General features: G+C 58.2%; 12 protein-coding genes and 3 pseudogenes. 7 read left to right on the plus strand and 8 right to left on the minus strand.

The features are described 5' to 3' along the window. Position 1: 1 nt before the first annotated feature. On the minus strand, positions 2–955 hold the full coding sequence (locus PMI03_RS00800; RefSeq protein ID WP_007688926.1) for an ABC transporter permease: 954 nt from the start codon (positions 953–955) through the stop codon (positions 2–4). A gap of 83 nt (positions 956–1,038) precedes the next feature. Further along, complete coding sequence (locus PMI03_RS00805) at positions 1,039–2,628, minus strand: ABC transporter substrate-binding protein (protein ID WP_085946450.1); 1,590 nt, start codon at positions 2,626–2,628, stop codon at positions 1,039–1,041. 287 nt (positions 2,629–2,915) lie between these two features. Here PMI03_RS00805 and PMI03_RS00810 point away from each other — a divergent pair, with 287 nt between their 5' ends. Continuing rightward, entirely contained in the window at positions 2,916–3,737 is an 822-nt protein-coding gene (locus tag PMI03_RS00810; protein ID WP_007688928.1) for a bifunctional allantoicase/(S)-ureidoglycine aminohydrolase, read from the plus strand. Between the two features lie 292 nt (positions 3,738–4,029). Here PMI03_RS00810 and PMI03_RS00815 read toward each other — a convergent pair whose 3' ends face one another. Then, entirely contained in the window at positions 4,030–4,917 is an 888-nt protein-coding gene (locus tag PMI03_RS00815) for a LysR family transcriptional regulator (RefSeq protein WP_007688929.1), read from the minus strand. Positions 4,918–5,186: 269 nt separating this feature from the next. Here PMI03_RS00815 and PMI03_RS00820 point away from each other — a divergent pair, with 269 nt between their 5' ends. Both PMI03_RS00820 and PMI03_RS31410 read left to right on the plus strand, forming a co-directional pair. Then, a complete protein-coding gene (locus PMI03_RS00820; RefSeq protein WP_007688930.1) occupies positions 5,187–7,550 on the plus strand; it encodes a glucose/quinate/shikimate family membrane-bound PQQ-dependent dehydrogenase in 2,364 nt (787 codons plus the stop codon). Between the two features lie 352 nt (positions 7,551–7,902). Continuing rightward, positions 7,903–8,030: pseudogene (locus PMI03_RS31410) on the plus strand (IS6 family transposase); the annotation flags it as partial. 77 nt (positions 8,031–8,107) lie between these two features. Here the strand turns inward: PMI03_RS31410 and PMI03_RS30790 are convergent. Next, a pseudogene (locus tag PMI03_RS30790) lies at positions 8,108–8,302 on the minus strand (LysR family transcriptional regulator); the annotation flags it as partial. Between the two features lie 102 nt (positions 8,303–8,404). Here PMI03_RS30790 and PMI03_RS00825 point away from each other — a divergent pair. Together PMI03_RS00825 and PMI03_RS00830 are read left to right on the plus strand one after the other, a co-directional pair. Next, complete coding sequence (locus tag PMI03_RS00825) at positions 8,405–9,712, plus strand: MFS transporter (RefSeq protein ID WP_007688932.1); 1,308 nt, start codon at positions 8,405–8,407, stop codon at positions 9,710–9,712. Positions 9,713–9,816: 104 nt separating this feature from the next. Continuing rightward, entirely contained in the window at positions 9,817–12,270 is a 2,454-nt protein-coding gene (locus PMI03_RS00830) for a glycoside hydrolase family 3 C-terminal domain-containing protein (RefSeq protein ID WP_007688933.1), read from the plus strand. A 270-nt stretch (positions 12,271–12,540) separates the two neighbouring features. Here PMI03_RS00830 and PMI03_RS31965 read toward each other — a convergent pair. Further along, positions 12,541–12,632, minus strand: a pseudogene (locus tag PMI03_RS31965) (IS6 family transposase); the annotation flags it as partial. 45 nt (positions 12,633–12,677) lie between these two features. Then, entirely contained in the window at positions 12,678–12,914 is a 237-nt protein-coding gene (locus PMI03_RS31415) for a hypothetical protein (RefSeq protein ID WP_141685915.1), read from the minus strand. A 314-nt stretch (positions 12,915–13,228) separates the two neighbouring features. On the opposite strand from PMI03_RS31415, the gene PMI03_RS00835 reads away from it, so the two are divergent. Continuing rightward, complete coding sequence (locus tag PMI03_RS00835) at positions 13,229–15,163, plus strand: methyl-accepting chemotaxis protein (protein ID WP_007688935.1); 1,935 nt, start codon at positions 13,229–13,231, stop codon at positions 15,161–15,163. 416 nt (positions 15,164–15,579) lie between these two features. On the opposite strand, the gene PMI03_RS00840 is transcribed toward PMI03_RS00835, so the two are convergent. Continuing rightward, positions 15,580–16,698, minus strand: a complete 1,119-nt coding sequence (locus PMI03_RS00840; RefSeq protein ID WP_007688938.1) for an FAD-dependent monooxygenase — start codon at positions 16,696–16,698, stop codon at positions 15,580–15,582. Between the two features lie 75 nt (positions 16,699–16,773). Next, complete coding sequence (locus PMI03_RS00845) at positions 16,774–17,241, minus strand: MarR family winged helix-turn-helix transcriptional regulator (protein WP_007688940.1); 468 nt, start codon at positions 17,239–17,241, stop codon at positions 16,774–16,776. A 190-nt stretch (positions 17,242–17,431) separates the two neighbouring features. On the opposite strand from PMI03_RS00845, the gene PMI03_RS00850 reads away from it, so the two are divergent. Beyond that, the gene (locus PMI03_RS00850; RefSeq protein ID WP_007688941.1) at positions 17,432–17,872 is read left to right on the plus strand and encodes a group II truncated hemoglobin; all 441 of its coding nucleotides are present in this window, start codon (positions 17,432–17,434) and stop codon (positions 17,870–17,872) included. Positions 17,873–17,964 lie beyond the last annotated feature (92 nt).

Genomic DNA, 17,964 nt, shown 5'->3' on the forward strand with positions numbered 1-17,964 from the left:
CTCAACTCCTCTGGATACGCGGATCGATCGCACTCTGAAGCACGTCGACGACAAGGTTGACGAGAACGAAGAACATGGCGAGCACAAGGATGGTGCCCTGGAGCACGGGCAGGTCTCTGCTGAAGATCGCGCCGTTCAGGAGGAAGCCCGTTCCCGGCCAGGAAAAGACCGTCTCGATCAGGATGGAGCCGCCGAGCAGATAGCCAAGCTGCAGGCCCATGACCGATATCGCCGTCGGTGCGGCATTGCGAACGACGTGGCGCAGGATCTGCCGCGTCGTCAGGCCCTTGGCGGCGAGAGCCTGTGTGAAATCCTGCGCGAGAATATCCGCAACCAGCGACCGGATCGTCCGGGCGATGATTCCCATCGGGATGACGGACATCGTGATGGCGGGAAGGATGAGATAGCGCAGATACTCCCAGTTGACCGCCCTTCCATCCGATCCGCCGGGGCCACCGCCCATCGCGGGAAGCCAACCGAGCCTTACCGAAAAGACGATGACAAGCACCATGCCGAGCCAGTAATGCGGCACGCTGACGCCGAGCATCGAGACCGCCGAAGCGATGCGGTCGATCCATTTACCGCGGAAGACACCTGCCAGAAAGCCGAGGCCCGCGCCGAGCGTGAAGCCGATCAGCGTTGCAGCGACAGCAAGGATGATCGAATTGAGCGAAGCCGAGGCGATTTCTCCGAGGACCGGCCGCCCGCTGGCGATGGAAACACCGAGATCGCCATGCAGCGCCCGCCAGCTCCACAGGGCGTACTGAACCGGCAGCGGCCGGTCGAGGCCATAGAAGCTTCGCATTTGGGCCTGGAGTTCGGCCGAGGCATCAGAGGGCAAGATGGCCGCAAGCGGGTCGCCCGGCGCGATGTGGATCAGCATAAAGCACACCATGCTGACGCCGATCGCCACCGGTATGACATGCAGAAGCCGTTTCAAACCATAAGCCAGCATGAGATCCTCGCTTGGGAAGAGTAAGTCCGCGCTTCAATGGGGTGCACCGGCGAACCGGCGCACCGGCGCACCCGTTTCGGGGATCAGGGATCCAGCGTGATCTGCGAGAAGTCCTGGAACCAGTTCTGTGCCTGCACGAAGCCCTTGACCTTTGCGCTCATCGCGCGTGGGTTGACGTCGTGCGTGACCATCAGGAACAGCGCTTCATTGACGTATTTCTCATGCACCTGCTGGAGAACCTTGTCCTGTTCGGCGGGGTCGAAGGTGTTGCGCACCTTGTCGATGAGCGCATCCATTTCCGGATCGCAATAATAGCCCCAGTTCGTACCCGCCGGCGGCGCGAGGTTGCACTGCAGATGTCGGATGAGGCCGGTAAAGGGGTCCTGAATGAAATAGGAGTAGTTGATGGCCGTTGCGCCCTTGGCGCTCGGATCCTTCGCTCCCGCGCGCCAGATATTGATGACCGTGTTCCAGTCGGCCACCTCATATTCGATATCGATGCCGATCTCGGCAAGCGTCTGCTGGATATACTCGTTCATCGCCAGCGGCAGCATCTGGCCGGAGCCGGACGAGGAAATGATGACCTTGGTCTTGATCCGCTTGTCGGGACCGTATCCGGCTTCCGCCATCAGCTTTTTTGCTTCCTCGACATTGTAGCTGAGCTTGAAGGTCGGATTGCCGAACCACTGGTGGCCGGGCGGCATGAATCCCTGGGCCGGGATCGAGAGGCCACCGAGAAGCTCATTCAGGCCGTCGCGATCGACAGCGAGGTTCGCGGCCTTGCGAACGCGAATATCGTTCCAGGGCGAACCTTCAACGCGGGAGAAATGCCATGTCCAGTTATGCGGATAGGAGTTTGTGACGATCGTGAAGCCGGCCTCCTTGAGAGACGCGACGGAGTCCGGCGCCGGCGCCTCGATCCAGTCGACTTGGCCGGATCGCAGAGCGGCGACGCGGGTGTTCGGTTCGGGCAGCGGAATGAGGATCAGCTTGTCGAGTTTCGGTACGCGCGCCGGATCCCAGTAGTTCTTGTTCGGCGTCAGCTCAGCGCGCTCGCGCGGTGTGAAGCCGCTTTCCAGCTTCCACGGCCCGGTCCCGGACGGCTTCTGCGCAACGACATCCCAGTTCTTGCCCTGCGCTTCCCAGTTTGCCGGGGAGGACATCAGGATCCAGCTCAATTGATAAGGCAGTGTCGCATCAGGTGTCTTGGTGGTGATCTCCACCGTCAGCGGGTCGATCACCTTGTAGCTGGCCACGGCCGGAATGCGTGACTTGCCCTGGGCCGACTGGCGTTTGTCGAATTGGGGAGCATCGGCCTTCAGAAGCTTATCGAGGTTCCAGACGACGGCGTCGGCGGTGAAAGCGCTGCCGTCATGAAACTTGACGCCGTCACGAAGCTTGAAAACCCACTTCGTCTTATCGTTGGCATCGACTGCCCAGGAAACGGCGAGCCCCGGAACGAGGGCGGACGGCTTTACGGCACTTGTGAGATCCCATTCGATGAGCGAGTCATAGACCGTGTAGCCCATGAAGCGCTGACCTTCGCCGCCCTGGTCCGTCTGTCCGGTGGTCAGCGGAATATCGGAAGCAGTCATACCGATCCGCAGCGTTCCAGCGGCAAGGGCCGTGGCTGCGCCTGCGGCGGCCAGTACGATGGCGGTCGCTCCGACCATGATGGATTTGCGGAATTTGCGAAGAATGGATCTTCTCTGTGATAGAAGACCTAGTGCCTGGTTCATGCCGTTCCCTCATCTGTTTCTTGTTGCCACCGGGCAGGACCCAGTCGGGGATGAGAAGCAGTTTTCATGCCTATTTGAGTGAAACCGGAGTTCCACTTTAAAAAACAATATTTTGATTGAATTTTTTGATTTCCGGGCTTGTGACCGCCGAATTTATTGTTGCTTAAAAGGCGTGCGGCACTTAATGCAAATGCATAATCCCGCGCCGCGAGACCGGACCCATGACCGATAGAAATTACTATTCGAAACTCGGCGGATTGCCGCCGCAGACAGAACTGCTTTCAAGCAAGGCCGTTTTTACGACGGCCTATGCGGTTATTCCGCGAAGCGTTATGGCCGACATCGTCACGAGCGTGCTTCCGCATTGGTCGGGAACGAGGGCATGGATTCTATCCCGGCCGCTCTCCGGGTTCTCGGAAACCTTCTCGCAATATGTGATGGAAGTCCTGCCGGGCGGAGGAAGCGACCGACCGGAACCCGACAATCGCGCGGAAGCAGCGATCTTCGTCGTCGAGGGCGAGATGGCGATCGAATTTGCCGGAAGCGAACATGCGCTAAGAGCAGGATCCTTTGCCTTTATACCGGCTGGAGCCGCGTGGAAGCTGAGCAACCCGGGGACTGCACCGGTCCGGTTCCACTGGGTCCGGAAGGTGTTCCAGGCAGTCGAGGGATTGGAAGCTCCACCCGCTATTTTCACGCATGAGGACCAGCACGCCATTTCGTCGATGCCGGACACGAATGGCTCTTGGGGAACGACCCGTTTCATCGATCCGTCCGACGTCCGTTACGACATGCATCTCAACATCGTCACATTTGAACCGGGCGGGACGATCCCCTTCATGGAGACGCATGTCATGGAGCACGGCCTATACGTGCTCGAAGGCAAGGCGGTCTATCGGCTGAACAAGGATTGGGTGGAAGTGGAAGCGGGTGACTTCATGTGGTTGCGCGCCTTCTGCCCACAGGCTTGCTACGCCGGCGGACCGGGCCGTTTCCGCTACCTGCTTTACAAGGACGTTAACCGGCACCCCGGACTTTGGTAGTCGGGAAAACCGGCATTTGTCTGGTGTCATGCGGCGCACAGGCGAGGCGGTTTGGGCTTGAAGACGTATTCGTGACCGAGAAGATTGCTGTCTTGGTTGGCAGCACCTGTTCTTTATCGTTCGGCACCAGCGGTCGGTTTCTTGTGTAGTCCTTGAATTTCCGCCCGCGGTACGATGGGGAGCGTTCGAGAAAGCTCTCCCACCATCACACAAAGTGACAAAGACCCCAATTCGCTACAAAGCGATGGACACACTGATCCAAGTGCATCGTGGCGGGTTTTGAGAGTAGGGATCAGCCATTTTCACAGCTGCCCAACCTCTCGCGCAGGAACTCGATGAAGCGTTGCGTCCTTGCTGGCAATAGGCGGGTCTCGGTGATGGCGTAGACCGGAGTTGGTGCGCCCTGCCACTGTGGCAGTACGCGACGCAGCCGTCCTTCGGCCAGCTCGTCGGCGACGATCTCTTCCGCCAGCATGGCGATGCCCAGGTCGAGCGTCGCGAGGCGCCGTATCATACTGACGCCGTTGAGCCTGAAACGACCACCGGCAGCGACTTCCACCGTTTCATGCCCATGGTTCAGCGTCCATACACCGGACTGTGCCGGAAACTGAAGACTTTCATGCCGGATCAAATCGGCCGGCTCGTTTGGTTCGCCGAACAGTTCGAGATACCGCGGCGAGGCGTATAGGTAGCGCGGAAGGCAAGCCAGTTCCCACGACATCAGGTTCGAGTCCGGCGATCCTCCCATGCGTATTGCCACGTCGAACGGCTCAACCACCAGATCGACCCGCCTTGGTGTGAGGTCGAATTCAAAGTCGATATCAGGATAGCGCCGTGCAAATTCGGCGATCAGCGGCGCTAGGTAGATAAGCGCGAAATCCACCGGCAGCGAGGCGCGCAGGACGCCGCTCGGCGGGGTCAGTATCTCGCCCAGTTGTTCGTGCGCGAGCCGTGCCTCATCGACAATGCGCTTGCAGCGCTCGAAATAGAGCTGCCCAGCTTCGGTCAGTTCGATCCTGCGTGTCGTGCGGTGCAGCAGACGCAATCCGATCGCCTTCTCGAGGCTGCTGATACGCCGTGACAGCGTTGAGTTCGGCATTCCGATCGTCTCGGCCGCCCGGCGGAAGCTGCGGGCCTTCACGACCTCGACGAACATTGCCATGTCGTTCAGCAGTTCCATGCATATTGCCCCACGAGTGGATCAATTATTTCCAATTTCCCTGGCTTTATCATGCAGGTGGCTTGGTTCATATATTCCTCCTCGCTGGGAGTACGACGCGCCATGGGTTGCTTGTTCACGCGCATCGGCATCGGCTGCCACACACAATTTACCCGTCTTATCACGGTGCCACTCATCCGTCTGTCACCGCCTGGTCTCCAGTTGCAGATGACAGCGCGCGCGACGCCACCGCTCCCGTCACATTTCCTCCCCTAACTCCGAGGTAGGCCATGCAATCATTTCTGCGCTTTCCCGCCGTCCTGATCACTGCTGTCATATGCATGTTGATCGGCCTGAGCCTTGCGGTCGGCGGCGCCTGGCTCGCCGCGCTGGGAGGTTCGTGGTTCTATTTCGGCGCGGGCGCCGGTCTCCTTGTCACCGGCGGGCTGCTATTCGCGCGGCACCGAGCGGCGCTGTGGACTTATGCGGCCGTCCTGATCGCTACGTTGGTCTGGGCCGTCTACGAAGTCGGCTTCGACTGGTGGCCGCTTGCGGCGCGCGGCGATATACTATTTCCGCTTGGCGTCTGGCTGCTGACACCATGGATCGTCCGCGGCCTGCGCGGAAGCGATGCAGTTTCTTATCGGCGTGCGACGGCACCGCTCTGGCTCGGTGTGTTGGCCGGCGCGATCGTGCTGATTGTCGGGTTGTCGAGCAACTATCACGATATAGACGGTGCGATCGCCGATTCCAGCTCTGGTGTAAGTCAATCGGCTGACGGGCAGCCTGACGGAGATTGGCAGTCCTATGGCCGGACCCAATTCGGGCAACGTTACTCGCCGCTGAAGCAGATTACGCCGTCCAATGCCAAGAACCTGAAGGTGGCTTGGACGTTCCGCACTGGGGATCAGCAAGGGCCTAACGATTCCTCCGAGACGACCTTCGAGGTGACGCCGATCAAGGTGCGCGACACGCTTTACCTTTGCTCGCAGCATCAGCGGTTGTTCGCGCTCGATGCGAAAACCGGAAGGCAGCGCTGGTCCTTTGACCCGAAGATCGTTTCCAACAGCACGTTCCAGCACCTTACCTGCCGCGGCGTTTCCTATCATGAAGCGGCGGCCGCCACGCCGGCGCCGCCCGAATGCCCACGGCGGATATTCCTTCCGGTCAACGACGGGCGCATGATCGCGGTCGATGCGGATACGGGCAAGCTCTGTGATAGCTTTGCCAATCATGGCACGCTTGATCTGCAGGAGGGCATGGGCATCAAGACCGCGGGTTTTTATGAGCCCACATCTCCGCCTGTCGTCAGCGACCGAATTCTCGTCGTTGCCGGCGCGGTAATCGACAATTACTCGACCGAGGAGCCGTCCGGCGTCATCCGAGGCTTCGACGTAACGACCGGCAAGCTGGTCTGGGCATGGGATTCCGGTGCCGCGGACGAGAATGCACTTGCTTCGCCGACACACTCCTACACCAACGGCTCACCGAATTCCTGGATCACAGCCTCGTTCGATCCCAAACTCAATCTCGTCTATATCCCGATGGGCGTGAGATCGCCCGACATTTGGGGTGGAGATCGCGATCCGCTTGTCGAGCGCTATTCGAGTGCGCTGGTGGCATTGGACATCAACACCGGAAAACGGGTCTGGAGCTATCAGACCGTCCATCACGATCTGTGGGATATGGATCTGTCTTCGCAGCCGACCCTTGTGGATCTGCCGACCAAGAATGGGATCACTCCAGCCGTCATTCAGCCGACCAAGACCGGCAACTTGTTCGTGCTCGATCGGCGAACCGGGCAACCGATCGTCCCGGCACCGGAGCGTCCGGTTCCGCAAGGCGCCGCACCAGGAGATCATGTTTCCGCGACACAGCCTTTTTCGGAGCTGACCTTCCGCCCGGAAAAGAACCTGACCGGTGCCGATATGTGGGGAGCGACCATCTTCGACCAGCTGGCGTGCCGCATCGAGTTTCAAAGTCTGCGCTATGAGGGAACATTCACCCCTCCCTCACTGCAGGGAACGCTGGTCTTTCCCGGCAACCTCGGCATGTTCGAGTGGGGTGGCATCGCCGTTGATCCGGTTCGCCAGATCGCGATCGCAAATCCCATCGCAATTCCGTTCGTTTCGAAGCTCATCCCGCGTGGTCCCGATAATCCGGCTGCTCCGAATGACGCGCATCCATCCGGCACCGAGCTCGGCGTACAACCGATGTACGGCACACCGTTCGGTGTCGTCCTGCATCCCTTTCTGTCACCCGTCGGATTGCCTTGCAAGCAACCGCCATGGGGCTACATGGCAGCAATCGATTTGAAGACGATGAAGATAGCCTGGATGCATCGCAACGGGACGATCCGTGACGAAGCGCCAATCCCGGTCCCGATCAAGATGGGCGTGCCTAGCCTCGGCGGCCCGTTGACCACGGCCGGCGGTGTCGCATTCTTGACGTCCACGATGGATTACTACATTCGCGCTTACGACGTTCTCAGCGGCCAGGTGGTCTGGGAAGACCGTTTGCCCGCCGGTGGTCAATCGACACCAATGAGCTATGATGTCGACAACGTGCAATATGTCGTCACCGCCGCTGGCGGCCACGGATCGTTCGGCACCAAAACAGGGGACTATGTCATCGCATACAAGCTTACGGACTGATAAGCGGGCGCGCGGTCTCAAGGAGCTTGATCAGGGATCTCTCCATGAACTCCCAGCAAGCGGGCGGCACCGTATTCGCCATATGATGGCGAATACGGTGCCTGCCATAGGGTTGATAAGCCCCGATGGCATGGTCAGTTTTCTGCTGAATCCGCCTCAGCGTCACAGTGATCGTTGATGGTAAATCCCTGACATACCCGATCGTCGATTGAGATCTGTGATGGAGTTGTTTGGATCGCTTATGAGGCCGGATCGGCTGGAGGTTGTGTCGCAAACATCTCATCGGTTTAGCAACCTGTGTGATGCCGGAGATTTGGGCTGAAGATGAGCAGACGGGCTGAGTTTCCCGATCATGGTCGACTTCAAAGGCCGCCACTATCCGAAAGAGGTGATTTTCTACGTCAGATACGCCGCCTTCTATCGTGATCTGGAAGCGATTCTGGCGAGTGCGGCGTTGCCGTTGACCACGCGACGCTGAGCAGCAATTTTCGACCAGCGGCCAATCCGCATTTCAGCCATTTGCCGCTCTCGCCGTGTAATTGCGTCCAGCCACAGCCGTAAATCAGGCCGGCCTCCGTCAGCTCGATCCGTCGCGTTGTCCTATGCAACAGCCGCAGTCCGATCGCTTTCTCCAGGGCACTGATACGACGCGACAAAGTGGAGTTCGGGACACTGGTGACTTCCGCAGCTCCACGAAAGCTCTTTGCTTTCACGGCTTCGACGAGCAGAGCCTTGTCATTCAGAAATCCCACCTCATTGCCTCAAAAATGGATCAATCATTTCCAATATAGCCCATTTATCCTCAAGAGGGCTGCAGGCATTTATGCAGCGTAAATTTGAGGAGGAATACCTGAATGAGTGACGGTCTCATGGATCGGACGGCACTGGAGGCGCAAGTATCGCTTACCCCCAGGGGTGAACCGGTCGCGCCAGTCACTAATGTCTTTCTGGCAAAATATGCGATTGCCTATTGCGGCCTTTTCGTCGCGCTCTTGACACCCGTCGCGATGACGCTCGCCATTCGGATCGGCGCACTGGATGCGACCGGAAAGGGAGCGAGTCTAGGCTCGATCCTCGGTCTTGGCGCGTTGTTCGCGTTGATCGCCAATCCGCTCTTTGGGCAGCTCTCCGACCGTACACAGTCGCCTCTCGGCCGTCGCAAGCCCTGGATCGTGGCCGGTGTGATCATCGGCTCGCTTGCGCAAGTCGCGATCGCCTACGTAAGCAGCCTCGTTGTCATCGGCATCGCATGGTGCGTGGCCCAGACGGCCTACAATGCGGCGCTTGCCGCGCTGGTGGCGGTCGTTCCCGATCAAGTACCGGAGCAGCAGCGCGGCAAGATTTCTGCGTTGATGGGCATGTCGATTTATATCGCCCTTTTGATCGGCAGTGCTGTGCTCACCTTCGTCGGGACCGTTGGGGTCGGCATGTTCATTATTCCTGCGGTCATCGGCCTGTTCACGACGCTGCTTTTTGCCGTGGGCCTCACCGACGTCCGCAAAAGCAAGGCAGCCGCGCAAACCGAAAACCGGCCGCTCCTGGCCGAACTTGCCGGCATGTTCTGGGTGAACCCGGTCAAGTTTCCCGACTTCGGCTGGGCATGGGCAAGCCGCTTCCTGGTATTCCTCGGTATGTCGGTGCTGATGACCTATCAGGTCTACTACTTGACCGACGTACTGGGCTTTGCGGCGGACGCAATCAGTCGCATCATGTTCTTGTCCACCTTGATCACCGCCGGTTGCGTGCTCGTCTCGTCGCTCGTCGCCGGCTGGTTGTCGGACCGGTTCCAACGCCGCAAGATCTTCGTCTTCATTGCTGCCACCGTTTATGCGTTCGGCATTCTGCTGATCGTCTTCTCGACGGGTCTATTCGGTTTCCTGTTCGGGGTCTCGGTATCATCGCTGGGCTTCGGCGTTTATCTTGCCGTCGATCAGGCACTGGTCGTGGATGTGTTGCCCAATCGTGAAACGGACGCCGGCAAGAATATGGGTGTCCTCAACATCGCCAATGCCGTGCCGCAATCCATCGCACCGGCCATTGCCCCGATCTTCTTGGCGATGGGTTCGGCGACCGGTCAGAACTACGCGCTGCTTTATGCAATCGCGGCCCTTTGCGCCTTCCTCGGGGCCCTGGCGATCGCGCCGGTTCGCGGCGTCAGATAAGCCTCGGACCGGTGATATTGCACCGGCCCGATCACCACCAACGCGGCGGTATTCGTCTTCAAAGAGCCGTGCAATTCCACAGATTTTACCGGAGGTATCGCGGCATGCTCGACGATCTATTGGACAGGATGACACTGGAGGAGCAAGTTTCACTGCTTTCCGGAGCCGACTTCTGGACAACGGCCGCTATCGAGCGGCTTGGTGTTGCGAAGATCAAGGTGACCGATGGTCCGAACGGCGCGCGGGGCAGCGGCTCGCTCGTCGGCGGGATAAAGTCCGCATGTTTTCCTGCGGCAATTTCCCTTGGCGCAAGTTGGAACACCGATCTTGTCCGGGAGATGGGAAAGGCACTGGCAGAAGAAGCCAAGAGCAAGGGCGCGCGGGTTGTGCTCGCCCCTACTGTGAACATTCAACGCTCCGGACTAAATGGCCGTAATTTTGAGTGCTATTCGGAGGACCCACATCTGACGTCGGAGATTGCCGTCGGCTACATCGACGGCTTGCAAGGTGAAGGTGTGGCAGCCACTATCAAGCATCTCGTTGGCAATGAGTCCGAGGTCGAGCGCTACACGATGTCGTCAGATATCGACGAGCGCGCGCTTCGAGAGATCTACCTCCCTCCCTTCGAGGCGGCCGTCAAGCGCGCGAAGGTGATGGCCATGATGTCCTCCTACAATCGGCTCAACGGCACCCCTACGAGCGAGCACAAGTGGCTCCTTACCAAAGTGCTGCGAGAGCAATGGGGGTTCGAGGGCATCGTCATGTCCGACTGGTTTGGTTCGCACACAACAGTTGAGACCGTCAATGCCGGCCTCGACCTTGAGATGCCAGGTCCATACCGAGACCGCGGTGAGAAGCTGATCCAGGCCGTCCAAGAGGGCAAGGTCGATCCGCAAACCGTCCGGGTCTCGGCACGCCGGGTCCTAGTCCTCCTTGAAAGGCTCGGCGCGTTTACCGATCCTTCCATGCACGAAGAACGTGCAGAGGATCGTCCCGAACATCGCGCCCTTATTCGCAAACTCGGCAATGAAGGTGCAGTCCTGCTGAAGAATGACGGCGTCTTGCCGGTCGATTTCACGGCGTTGAAACGTGTTGCCGTCATCGGTCCCAACGCGGCCGAAGCACGGGTGATGGGCGGCGGAAGTGCACAGATCAATGCCCATTACAGGATCAGTCCGCTCGAAGGACTACGCGAAGCATTTGGTTCAGAGAAATTCGCCCATTCGGTCGGTGCGCAGAATAACCGCCTGATCCGCGTCTTTCCCGGTCCTTTTTCGGTTGAATTGTTCAAAAACAGGGATTGGAAGGGACCGGCCGTTGCGCAACCCGAAACAGCGTCTGGCGAGGTCTGGTGGTTTGGAGACATGCCCGAGGGCATAGACCGCGACGATTTCTCAGCCCGTATTTCCGGGAGCTACACGCCTGAAGAAAGTGGCGAGCACATTCTCAGCCTGACGACTGCAGGGCTCGGCAAGCTCTTCGTTGACGGCGAACTCATCGTCAACTCGGACGACGGTTGGACGAATGGCGATAACTTTACAGGCCTCGGCAATTCGGAGGTGCGAAAGCCACTCGTTCTCAAAGCCGGCAGAACCTACGCGATCACTGTTGAGTTCCGGTCGCTGGTTACTCCACAGGAAGGAATCTCCTTCAGCGCTCTCCGGTTTGGCGTCGAAAAGCCTCTTGGCGACGATGCGCTCGAGGCAGCCGTCCGCTTGGCTGCCGACAGCGACGTGGCAATCGTGTTCGCAGGCCGCCAGAGCGAATGGGATGTCGAAGGACTTGATCTCCCCGACCTTGGATTGCCTGGTCGTCAGGACGAACTCATCAAGCGAGTGGCAGCCGCAAATCCGCGCACGATCGTCGTTCTTCAGACGGGAGGCCCGGTCGTCATGCCGTGGCTCGACGATGTCTCTGCCGTGTTGCAAATGTGGTATCCGGGCCAGGAACTCGGTAACTGTGTTGCGGATATCCTCTCGGGGGCAGCCTGCCCCGGCGGCCGCCTCCCGCAGACCTTTCCGCATGCCCTTACGGACAATTCGGCAATAACGGAAGACCGGCGAACCTATCCGGGTAAGGACGGCCATGTCGGCTATTCCGAGGGCATATATGTTGGATACCGTCATCATGACACGCGCAACATTTCTCCGCTGTTTCCATTCGGGTTTGGGCTCGCCTACACCAGTTTCGAATGGAGCGAACCGTACTTGTCATCGCACGACATGATGGACGATGGCATAACGGTCGACGTCGACGTGACGAATGTTGGCGCGCGCGCTGGCGCCGATGTCGTGCAGCTTTATGTCCGCGCGCTCGAGAGCGACGTCGATCGACCCGACAAGGAATTGCGGGCATTTGGAAAGATCCACCTGGAGCCGGGTCGTTCTGGTAAGGTATCACTTACTATCTCATCCAGAGATCTTAGCTACTATGACGTGGATGCCGGAGCGTTCGTTGCTCAGGCCGGCAGGTACGAACTCGTGTTGGCGGCCAGTGCTACCGACGCGAAACATAAGGTGGTCGTTCGTCTCGCTGATGACTATGAAGAACGACCTTAGTCTTGCCGGAGCGAGCTGATTGAACAGGAAGGCGCCAGATCAGGGTGATAAGTGCGGCGGGCGAACTCCGCTTTTCGGCCAGTAATATGCGGGGCCGAGGCGCCCGTTTCATGCTCCACGCTCGCATGGCAGCAATTGTCGATGAACGTCGCGCAACGGCTCAGTCGCAAACTTTTGGCAAGCCTTGAGGAGTGGCTCTGGCTGGGCACGGTTATGCAGCGAGCGCGGCAAATTGCTGAGATGCGGATTGGCCGCCGGTCGAAAACTGCTGCTCAGTGTCGCGTGGTCAACGGCAACGCCGCGATCGTCCGAATCTCTTCCAAATCACGATAGGAGGCGGCGTATCTGACGTAGAAAAACATCGCTTTCGGACACTGACGCCTTGAAATCGACCACGATCGGGAAACTCAGCCTGTCTGCTCATCTTCAGCCCAAATCTCCGGCATCACCATATAGGTTGCAAAGCCGGTGAAATGTTTGCCACAAAACCAGTGAGGAAGGTGGCGATTGATTTGCTCTGAGACGCAATTGGGTGCGTTGCCTTCGATGCGCTCCTTTAAAAAATTGAGTCCTGTTATCACAAGTTTACTAGCCGTTTTATTCCAAAGCATTTGGCGCGCCACGAGCGTCAGTCGGCTATCCACATTTCGCAATCGGTAGCCGCTATCCGATTTAAAATGACGCGCCCCTCGGACCGAAGCTGAAAATTAACGCGCGGTTTACCCCAAAATGGCGTCTTCACTATGTTCCCAATACTAGGGAAACGAACGGTCATGCAACTCCGCTCACATCAACGCATCATAGGTAAAAGATATTTAACGCGGGCAGAGTCCTGTCAGAGATAGCGCAGTTTACAGCGACCACTTATCCCTCCGTCGAAATGATCTGTCGTCGGACATTTTCCATCCATCGCATGGGAGACATGAGACTTCCTGTTCTGAGCATTGAAGACTGCATCATGAAACGCCCCAATATCAAAACTTCCCTTATCTTGATTTTCGCCATTCTTACAATCACCGTCGGCGCCTTCGCATTCTACGCGATAGATCGTCTTGAAACGACAAACGAAAGCTTGCGTGATCTGGCGGTGAACACACTGCCCGGTGTCAAGGTTGCTCAAAATATCGCGCTCAGCATGGGGGAGGTCAGGATCGCCTTTAGGAACCATATCCTCGCCTCCGAGCCTGGCGCCAAGGCAACGGCACAGGAAAAGGTCACTGAAATGGCTCAGAAATTCAAGAAGAAGTTTGCCGAATATGAACCGTTGATCTCTTCGGAGGACGAGCGCGTTATCTGGAAGAAGCTGGGCATGGCGGCCGATAGCTGGCTTGCCGGAGGCGAGAAATTGCTGAGCTTGTCGCGCGAAAACAGAAATGCCGAGGCGGCTGCCGTTCTCAACGGGGACATGGTGCCAGCGGCAACTGCCTTGCAGAACGCCGTAAACGATCTTGTCGTACTGAACGAAAGTGGCGCAACGGCAGCCTATGAGCAAAGCCAGTCAGCATTCCATACTTCACTCACTATCACGTTCATCGTGGTCGGCTTACTGGGTCTCTTCGTTCTATGTTCGATCTATTTTGTTATTATCAGTATAGCCCGCCCAATCCAGCGGATCACCGGTGCAATGACAATCCTTGCTGAGGGCAACACCCAGCAGTCGATCCCCTATGCCGGTCGCGCCGATGAGATCGGTGAGATGGCCGCCGCGGTCGATGTGTTCCGGGCCAACGCTCAGGAGAGACAACGTCTCGAAGTAGAAGCGCAAGCCAATCGCACACTTTCCGAACAGGAGCGAATCGAGCGGGAACAACTCCGCGCCAAAGAAGCGGCAGAGATCAAGTTCGCGGTCGACACGCTTGCCGGTGGTCTCGGTCAGCTTGCAAATGGTAACCTCATGCATCGCATCGATGCCGCCTTCGCACCACAGCTCGATTCCGTTCGTGGCGATTTCAACATAGCGGTCGAACGACTTGAGGATGCTCTGCGTATCGTCGGCCAGAACGCCCAAATAATTACGGCCGGTTCCAGCCAGATCAAGGCGGCAGCCGACAATCTTTCCAAGCGGACGGAGCAGCAGGCGGCTTCGGTCGAGGAGACCGCAGCTGCCCTTGAGCAAATCACCACGACCGTTGCTGATTCCAGCCGCCGCGCCGATGAAGCCGGACAGCTCGTCAAGGTCACGCGCGACAATGCGGAGAAATCTGGCATGGTCGTCCGTCGTGCCATCGCAGCAATGGGTGAGATCGAGACATCCTCGAACGAGATTTCCAATATCATCGGCGTCATCGACGATATTGCTTTCCAAACAAACCTTCTCGCCCTGAATGCTGGCGTGGAAGCTGCTCGCGCCGGAGAAGCTGGCAAGGGCTTCGCGGTTGTTGCGCAGGAAGTTCGCGAGTTGGCGCAACGCTCGGCCAGCGCTGCCAAGGAGATCAAGAGCCTGATCAATGCCTCGGGCGAGCAAGTGAAGAACGGCGTGACACTCGTCGGAGAAACCGGTCAGGCGCTTGAGCAGATGGGCCATCAAGTACAGGACATCAATCTGAACGTTTCAGCGATTATCGACGCCTCGCGAGAACAAGCGACGGGCCTGAAGGAGATCAACCAGGCAGTCAACGCCATCGATCAGAGCACGCAGCAGAATGCTGCCATGGTGGAGGAATCGAACGCCGCCAGCCATAGCCTTGCGAAAGAAGCTGAGGCCCTCTTCAATCTCCTTAGCCGCTTCAAGATCAGTGAGCGTGGCCATACTACGCGCGCTGCTATCGAACTGGCGCAGAAGAACCATGTGCCGGCACCGTCGCCAGCGCGCAAGCTTGCCGGAACGCTGACGCGTGCTTTCGGAGGACAAGCCGCCACAGCAGCTGCCGCCCAATCCTGGGCTGAATTTTAGTTGGAAAGCGATCAGCATCTGCCTTTGCAGATGCTGATCGCATCAGGTGTAGAATAGTAGAGATCATAATCGCAAACGTTATTCCGTCTCTTCCACTTATGTCTTCCTTCGGCGTTTAAGCCATAGTTCAAAAAGGATCACTTCTCAGGCGCAGACCAGTTCAGGCCAGCGGCGAAGACCGAGCCGAGCGTGGCGCGGACTAGGTCGGACGCAAAGAGCAGGCTGAACAGCTTGACGCTTCTTGAGGCTGACACGGTTACTGAAGATTGCGGCGCCAGTCGAAGCTTGTCGATGAAGCCACCGACGGGCAGCTAAGCAAGATATTTGTCATGGCCATCGATTGACAGAGCAGGATGAGGATAGTGGACGCGCGCCGCGCAGGTCGGTTCCATACTCTCATCGTGGCCCAAGCATGATCAGGCCGTCGATGCATAGCGAAGAAAGTCAGCGCTGATTCGCCTTGAATGCGTGACCAGCGAACGCACATAGGGCAAGCGCACCGACTCGTAGCGGGCCAGTGTCTCCGCAATCGGTTCGTTTGCGGCGCGATCTGCCAGCAACTGGGCCAACACGGCAGCATCCTCGACCCCGGTTGCATAGCCGCGTCCTGTCATGGGTGAAACGGCGTGGGCAGCGTCACCCGCGATGGCTAACGAACCGCGCGCCAAGCGCTCAGGCTTGTACTCCGCTATCGGAGCACCGCTCAATGCGGCATTCGAGCGGACACCGAGAGCCACCGCCTCGGCCCAAGTTTCGGGCCAAAGCGCTGGGATGCGTGCGATCAAATCGTCCCGGACACTCTCTTCAATCGTACCACGCGCGAGTGTTCCGACAATGTAGCCCTCGGGTGTCAGGCAGTTGGTGCGACGGAGCAATTCGTCCTGATGCACATCGAACCATGCGAAGGTGATTTGGCGGCGTCCAACTTTCACTGAACCGTCGCGCCCGGGAAGTGTTGCTGCCACCAGGCGATATCCACCAACAAACTCTATCCATAATCCGCCGTCCGTCGGCCAGTGGACGGGGCGTGACAGGTCTTGCTCTTCGACAATCCCGCGCCACACGACATATCCAGCATAGCGGGCCAGCGGTGCGTCTGGAGCAATCGCGCGGCGAACTAGGCTGTGATAACCGTCCGCGCCGATAACCGCATCGACAATCCTTTCGGTTCCGTCGGTAAAGAAAAGTTGCACCCGATCGCCCAGATCCGTGACTGAGGCGACGGTCTTGCCTTGTTCGAGGGTAATGCCGGGAGCGACTGCAGCCCTATCATAGAGCCAGGAATATAGCGCAGACCAAGTCGTCAGGGGCCGATAGGCGGGTACCACAGGCAAAATCGGGTGTGCACGCGGCGAATGACCGACGGTAGCCGCAAGGGCATCGAGATCAACGGTCAGACTGTCGCCGCCGTGTACGCGCCGGGCGGAGCGTTCAATAACATGAACGGCTACACCTCTCGCCGCGCAAGCAAGCGCCACAGTGAGGCCGGCCAACGACCCGCCGATGATTGTGATTTGAGGGTTTGTGCCGCTCATCGCTTTTTCATTTTCAGAACATTCGGCCCGGTCATTGTGAAATCAGGCAGTAGGGCATAATCCACCAAGAGAGGGCTAGCTCTTGCCGTCGTCATCGTTTGTTGCGTCCAGTTTCATCAGGATTTTCCGGAAGACTTCTCGTTCGTGCAAGGTCAGTCGCTTGAAAAGGGTTTCATGTGCAGCTGCGGCGTGCACCGGCATTGCGCGGTGAAGCAGCGCCCGCCCGTCGGTGGTTAGCTGGATGCAGACATTCCTGCGGTCCTCCAGTCCAGATTGCCGTTCGATCAATCCGCGGTGTTCGAGACGGTCGGCAAGGCGGCTGATGGCGGGTTGGCTGAGACGCACGGCCTCGCAGATCGCCATCAATGGCCGAGATTCTTGGCCCCCGGCGTCTAGGCAAGCCAGAGCATTGTATTCGTTTATGCTGAGAGAAAAATGCTCGTCGAGCGCCTGGGTCACGCGAGCCAAGATGGCCGCACTTGCACCCATGAAAGCATTGAAGGCTCTCGTGCAATCCTCATAATCGTCAAGCTCGTCCGACATTGCCCTGTCCGCACCTTGAGCGGTGCAGCGACGTCTCGCGCGCGAAACCTCGATCACCTCTTGTAATTGCATGTGCATGCATACATATCATGTGTATCGGATGCTGCAAGCGATAATTTTTCGAAGATACCCGGAGAGCCGGGGTCGCTCATAGGCAGCGCTTACATCGGTCTGAAAATTTGAGGTCAGAATGAACAATTTGTACATGGCCATGGGTGGCCACAATAAGATCCGCCAGTTGACGGAAACATTTCTTAAAAAAGCCATGGCAGACGACCTTCTGGGCAAGCTCTTTGCTGGAAAGTTCGACCACGCCGCTTATATCGGCAGCTACTTCGATGCCAACTTCGGCGGGCCGACCGATTATTTCAAAGAGCGAGGCGACCTGCGTTTTCTGCTAGCCAAGCACGTCGGAATGTCCATCAGCGAGAAGCAGCGGGCGCGCTGGGTCCAACTCATGCTGACTTCGGCGCGCGAGGTTGGAATTCCCGAATATGCGGTCGCCACGTTCGGCCAGTATCTGGAAGGAACCAGCCGGTCGACCATGGCGTTTTCCAACGTTTCACCTGTAGCGGCGCTGGCGCAGCTTGGCTATGTGGAGGCACCGAAGCCACTCGTCGATGAGCACTGAGGTCAGACGACAAAGTCCGGCGTGAAAGGCATCGAAAAATAGCCCCGGCGAGGGGGCGCTTAAACGACCGAGATAGACCTGGTTTTCCGGAC

The organism is Rhizobium sp. AP16 (assembly GCF_000281735.1).
Lineage (GTDB): Bacteria > Pseudomonadota > Alphaproteobacteria > Rhizobiales > Rhizobiaceae > Rhizobium > Rhizobium rhizogenes.

Bases quoted from the DNA above. Each gene is read 5' to 3' on its own strand.
- PMI03_RS00800 (WP_007688926.1), bottom strand. From the start codon at position 955: ATGCTGGCTTATGGTTTGAAACGGCTTCTGCATGTCATACCGGTGGCG.
- PMI03_RS00805 (WP_085946450.1), bottom strand. From the start codon at position 2,628: ATGGTCGGAGCGACCGCCATCGTACTGGCCGCCGCAGGCGCAGCCACG.
- PMI03_RS00810 (WP_007688928.1), top strand. From the start codon at position 2,916: ATGACCGATAGAAATTACTATTCGAAACTCGGCGGATTGCCGCCGCAG.
- PMI03_RS00815 (WP_007688929.1), bottom strand. From the start codon at position 4,917: ATGGAACTGCTGAACGACATGGCAATGTTCGTCGAGGTCGTGAAGGCC.
- PMI03_RS00820 (WP_007688930.1), top strand. From the start codon at position 5,187: ATGCAATCATTTCTGCGCTTTCCCGCCGTCCTGATCACTGCTGTCATA.
- PMI03_RS00825 (WP_007688932.1), top strand. From the start codon at position 8,405: ATGAGTGACGGTCTCATGGATCGGACGGCACTGGAGGCGCAAGTATCG.
- PMI03_RS00830 (WP_007688933.1), top strand. From the start codon at position 9,817: ATGCTCGACGATCTATTGGACAGGATGACACTGGAGGAGCAAGTTTCA.
- PMI03_RS00835 (WP_007688935.1), top strand. From the start codon at position 13,229: ATGAAACGCCCCAATATCAAAACTTCCCTTATCTTGATTTTCGCCATT.
- PMI03_RS00840 (WP_007688938.1), bottom strand. From the start codon at position 16,698: ATGAGCGGCACAAACCCTCAAATCACAATCATCGGCGGGTCGTTGGCC.
- PMI03_RS00845 (WP_007688940.1), bottom strand. From the start codon at position 17,241: ATGTCGGACGAGCTTGACGATTATGAGGATTGCACGAGAGCCTTCAAT.
- PMI03_RS00850 (WP_007688941.1), top strand. From the start codon at position 17,432: ATGAACAATTTGTACATGGCCATGGGTGGCCACAATAAGATCCGCCAG.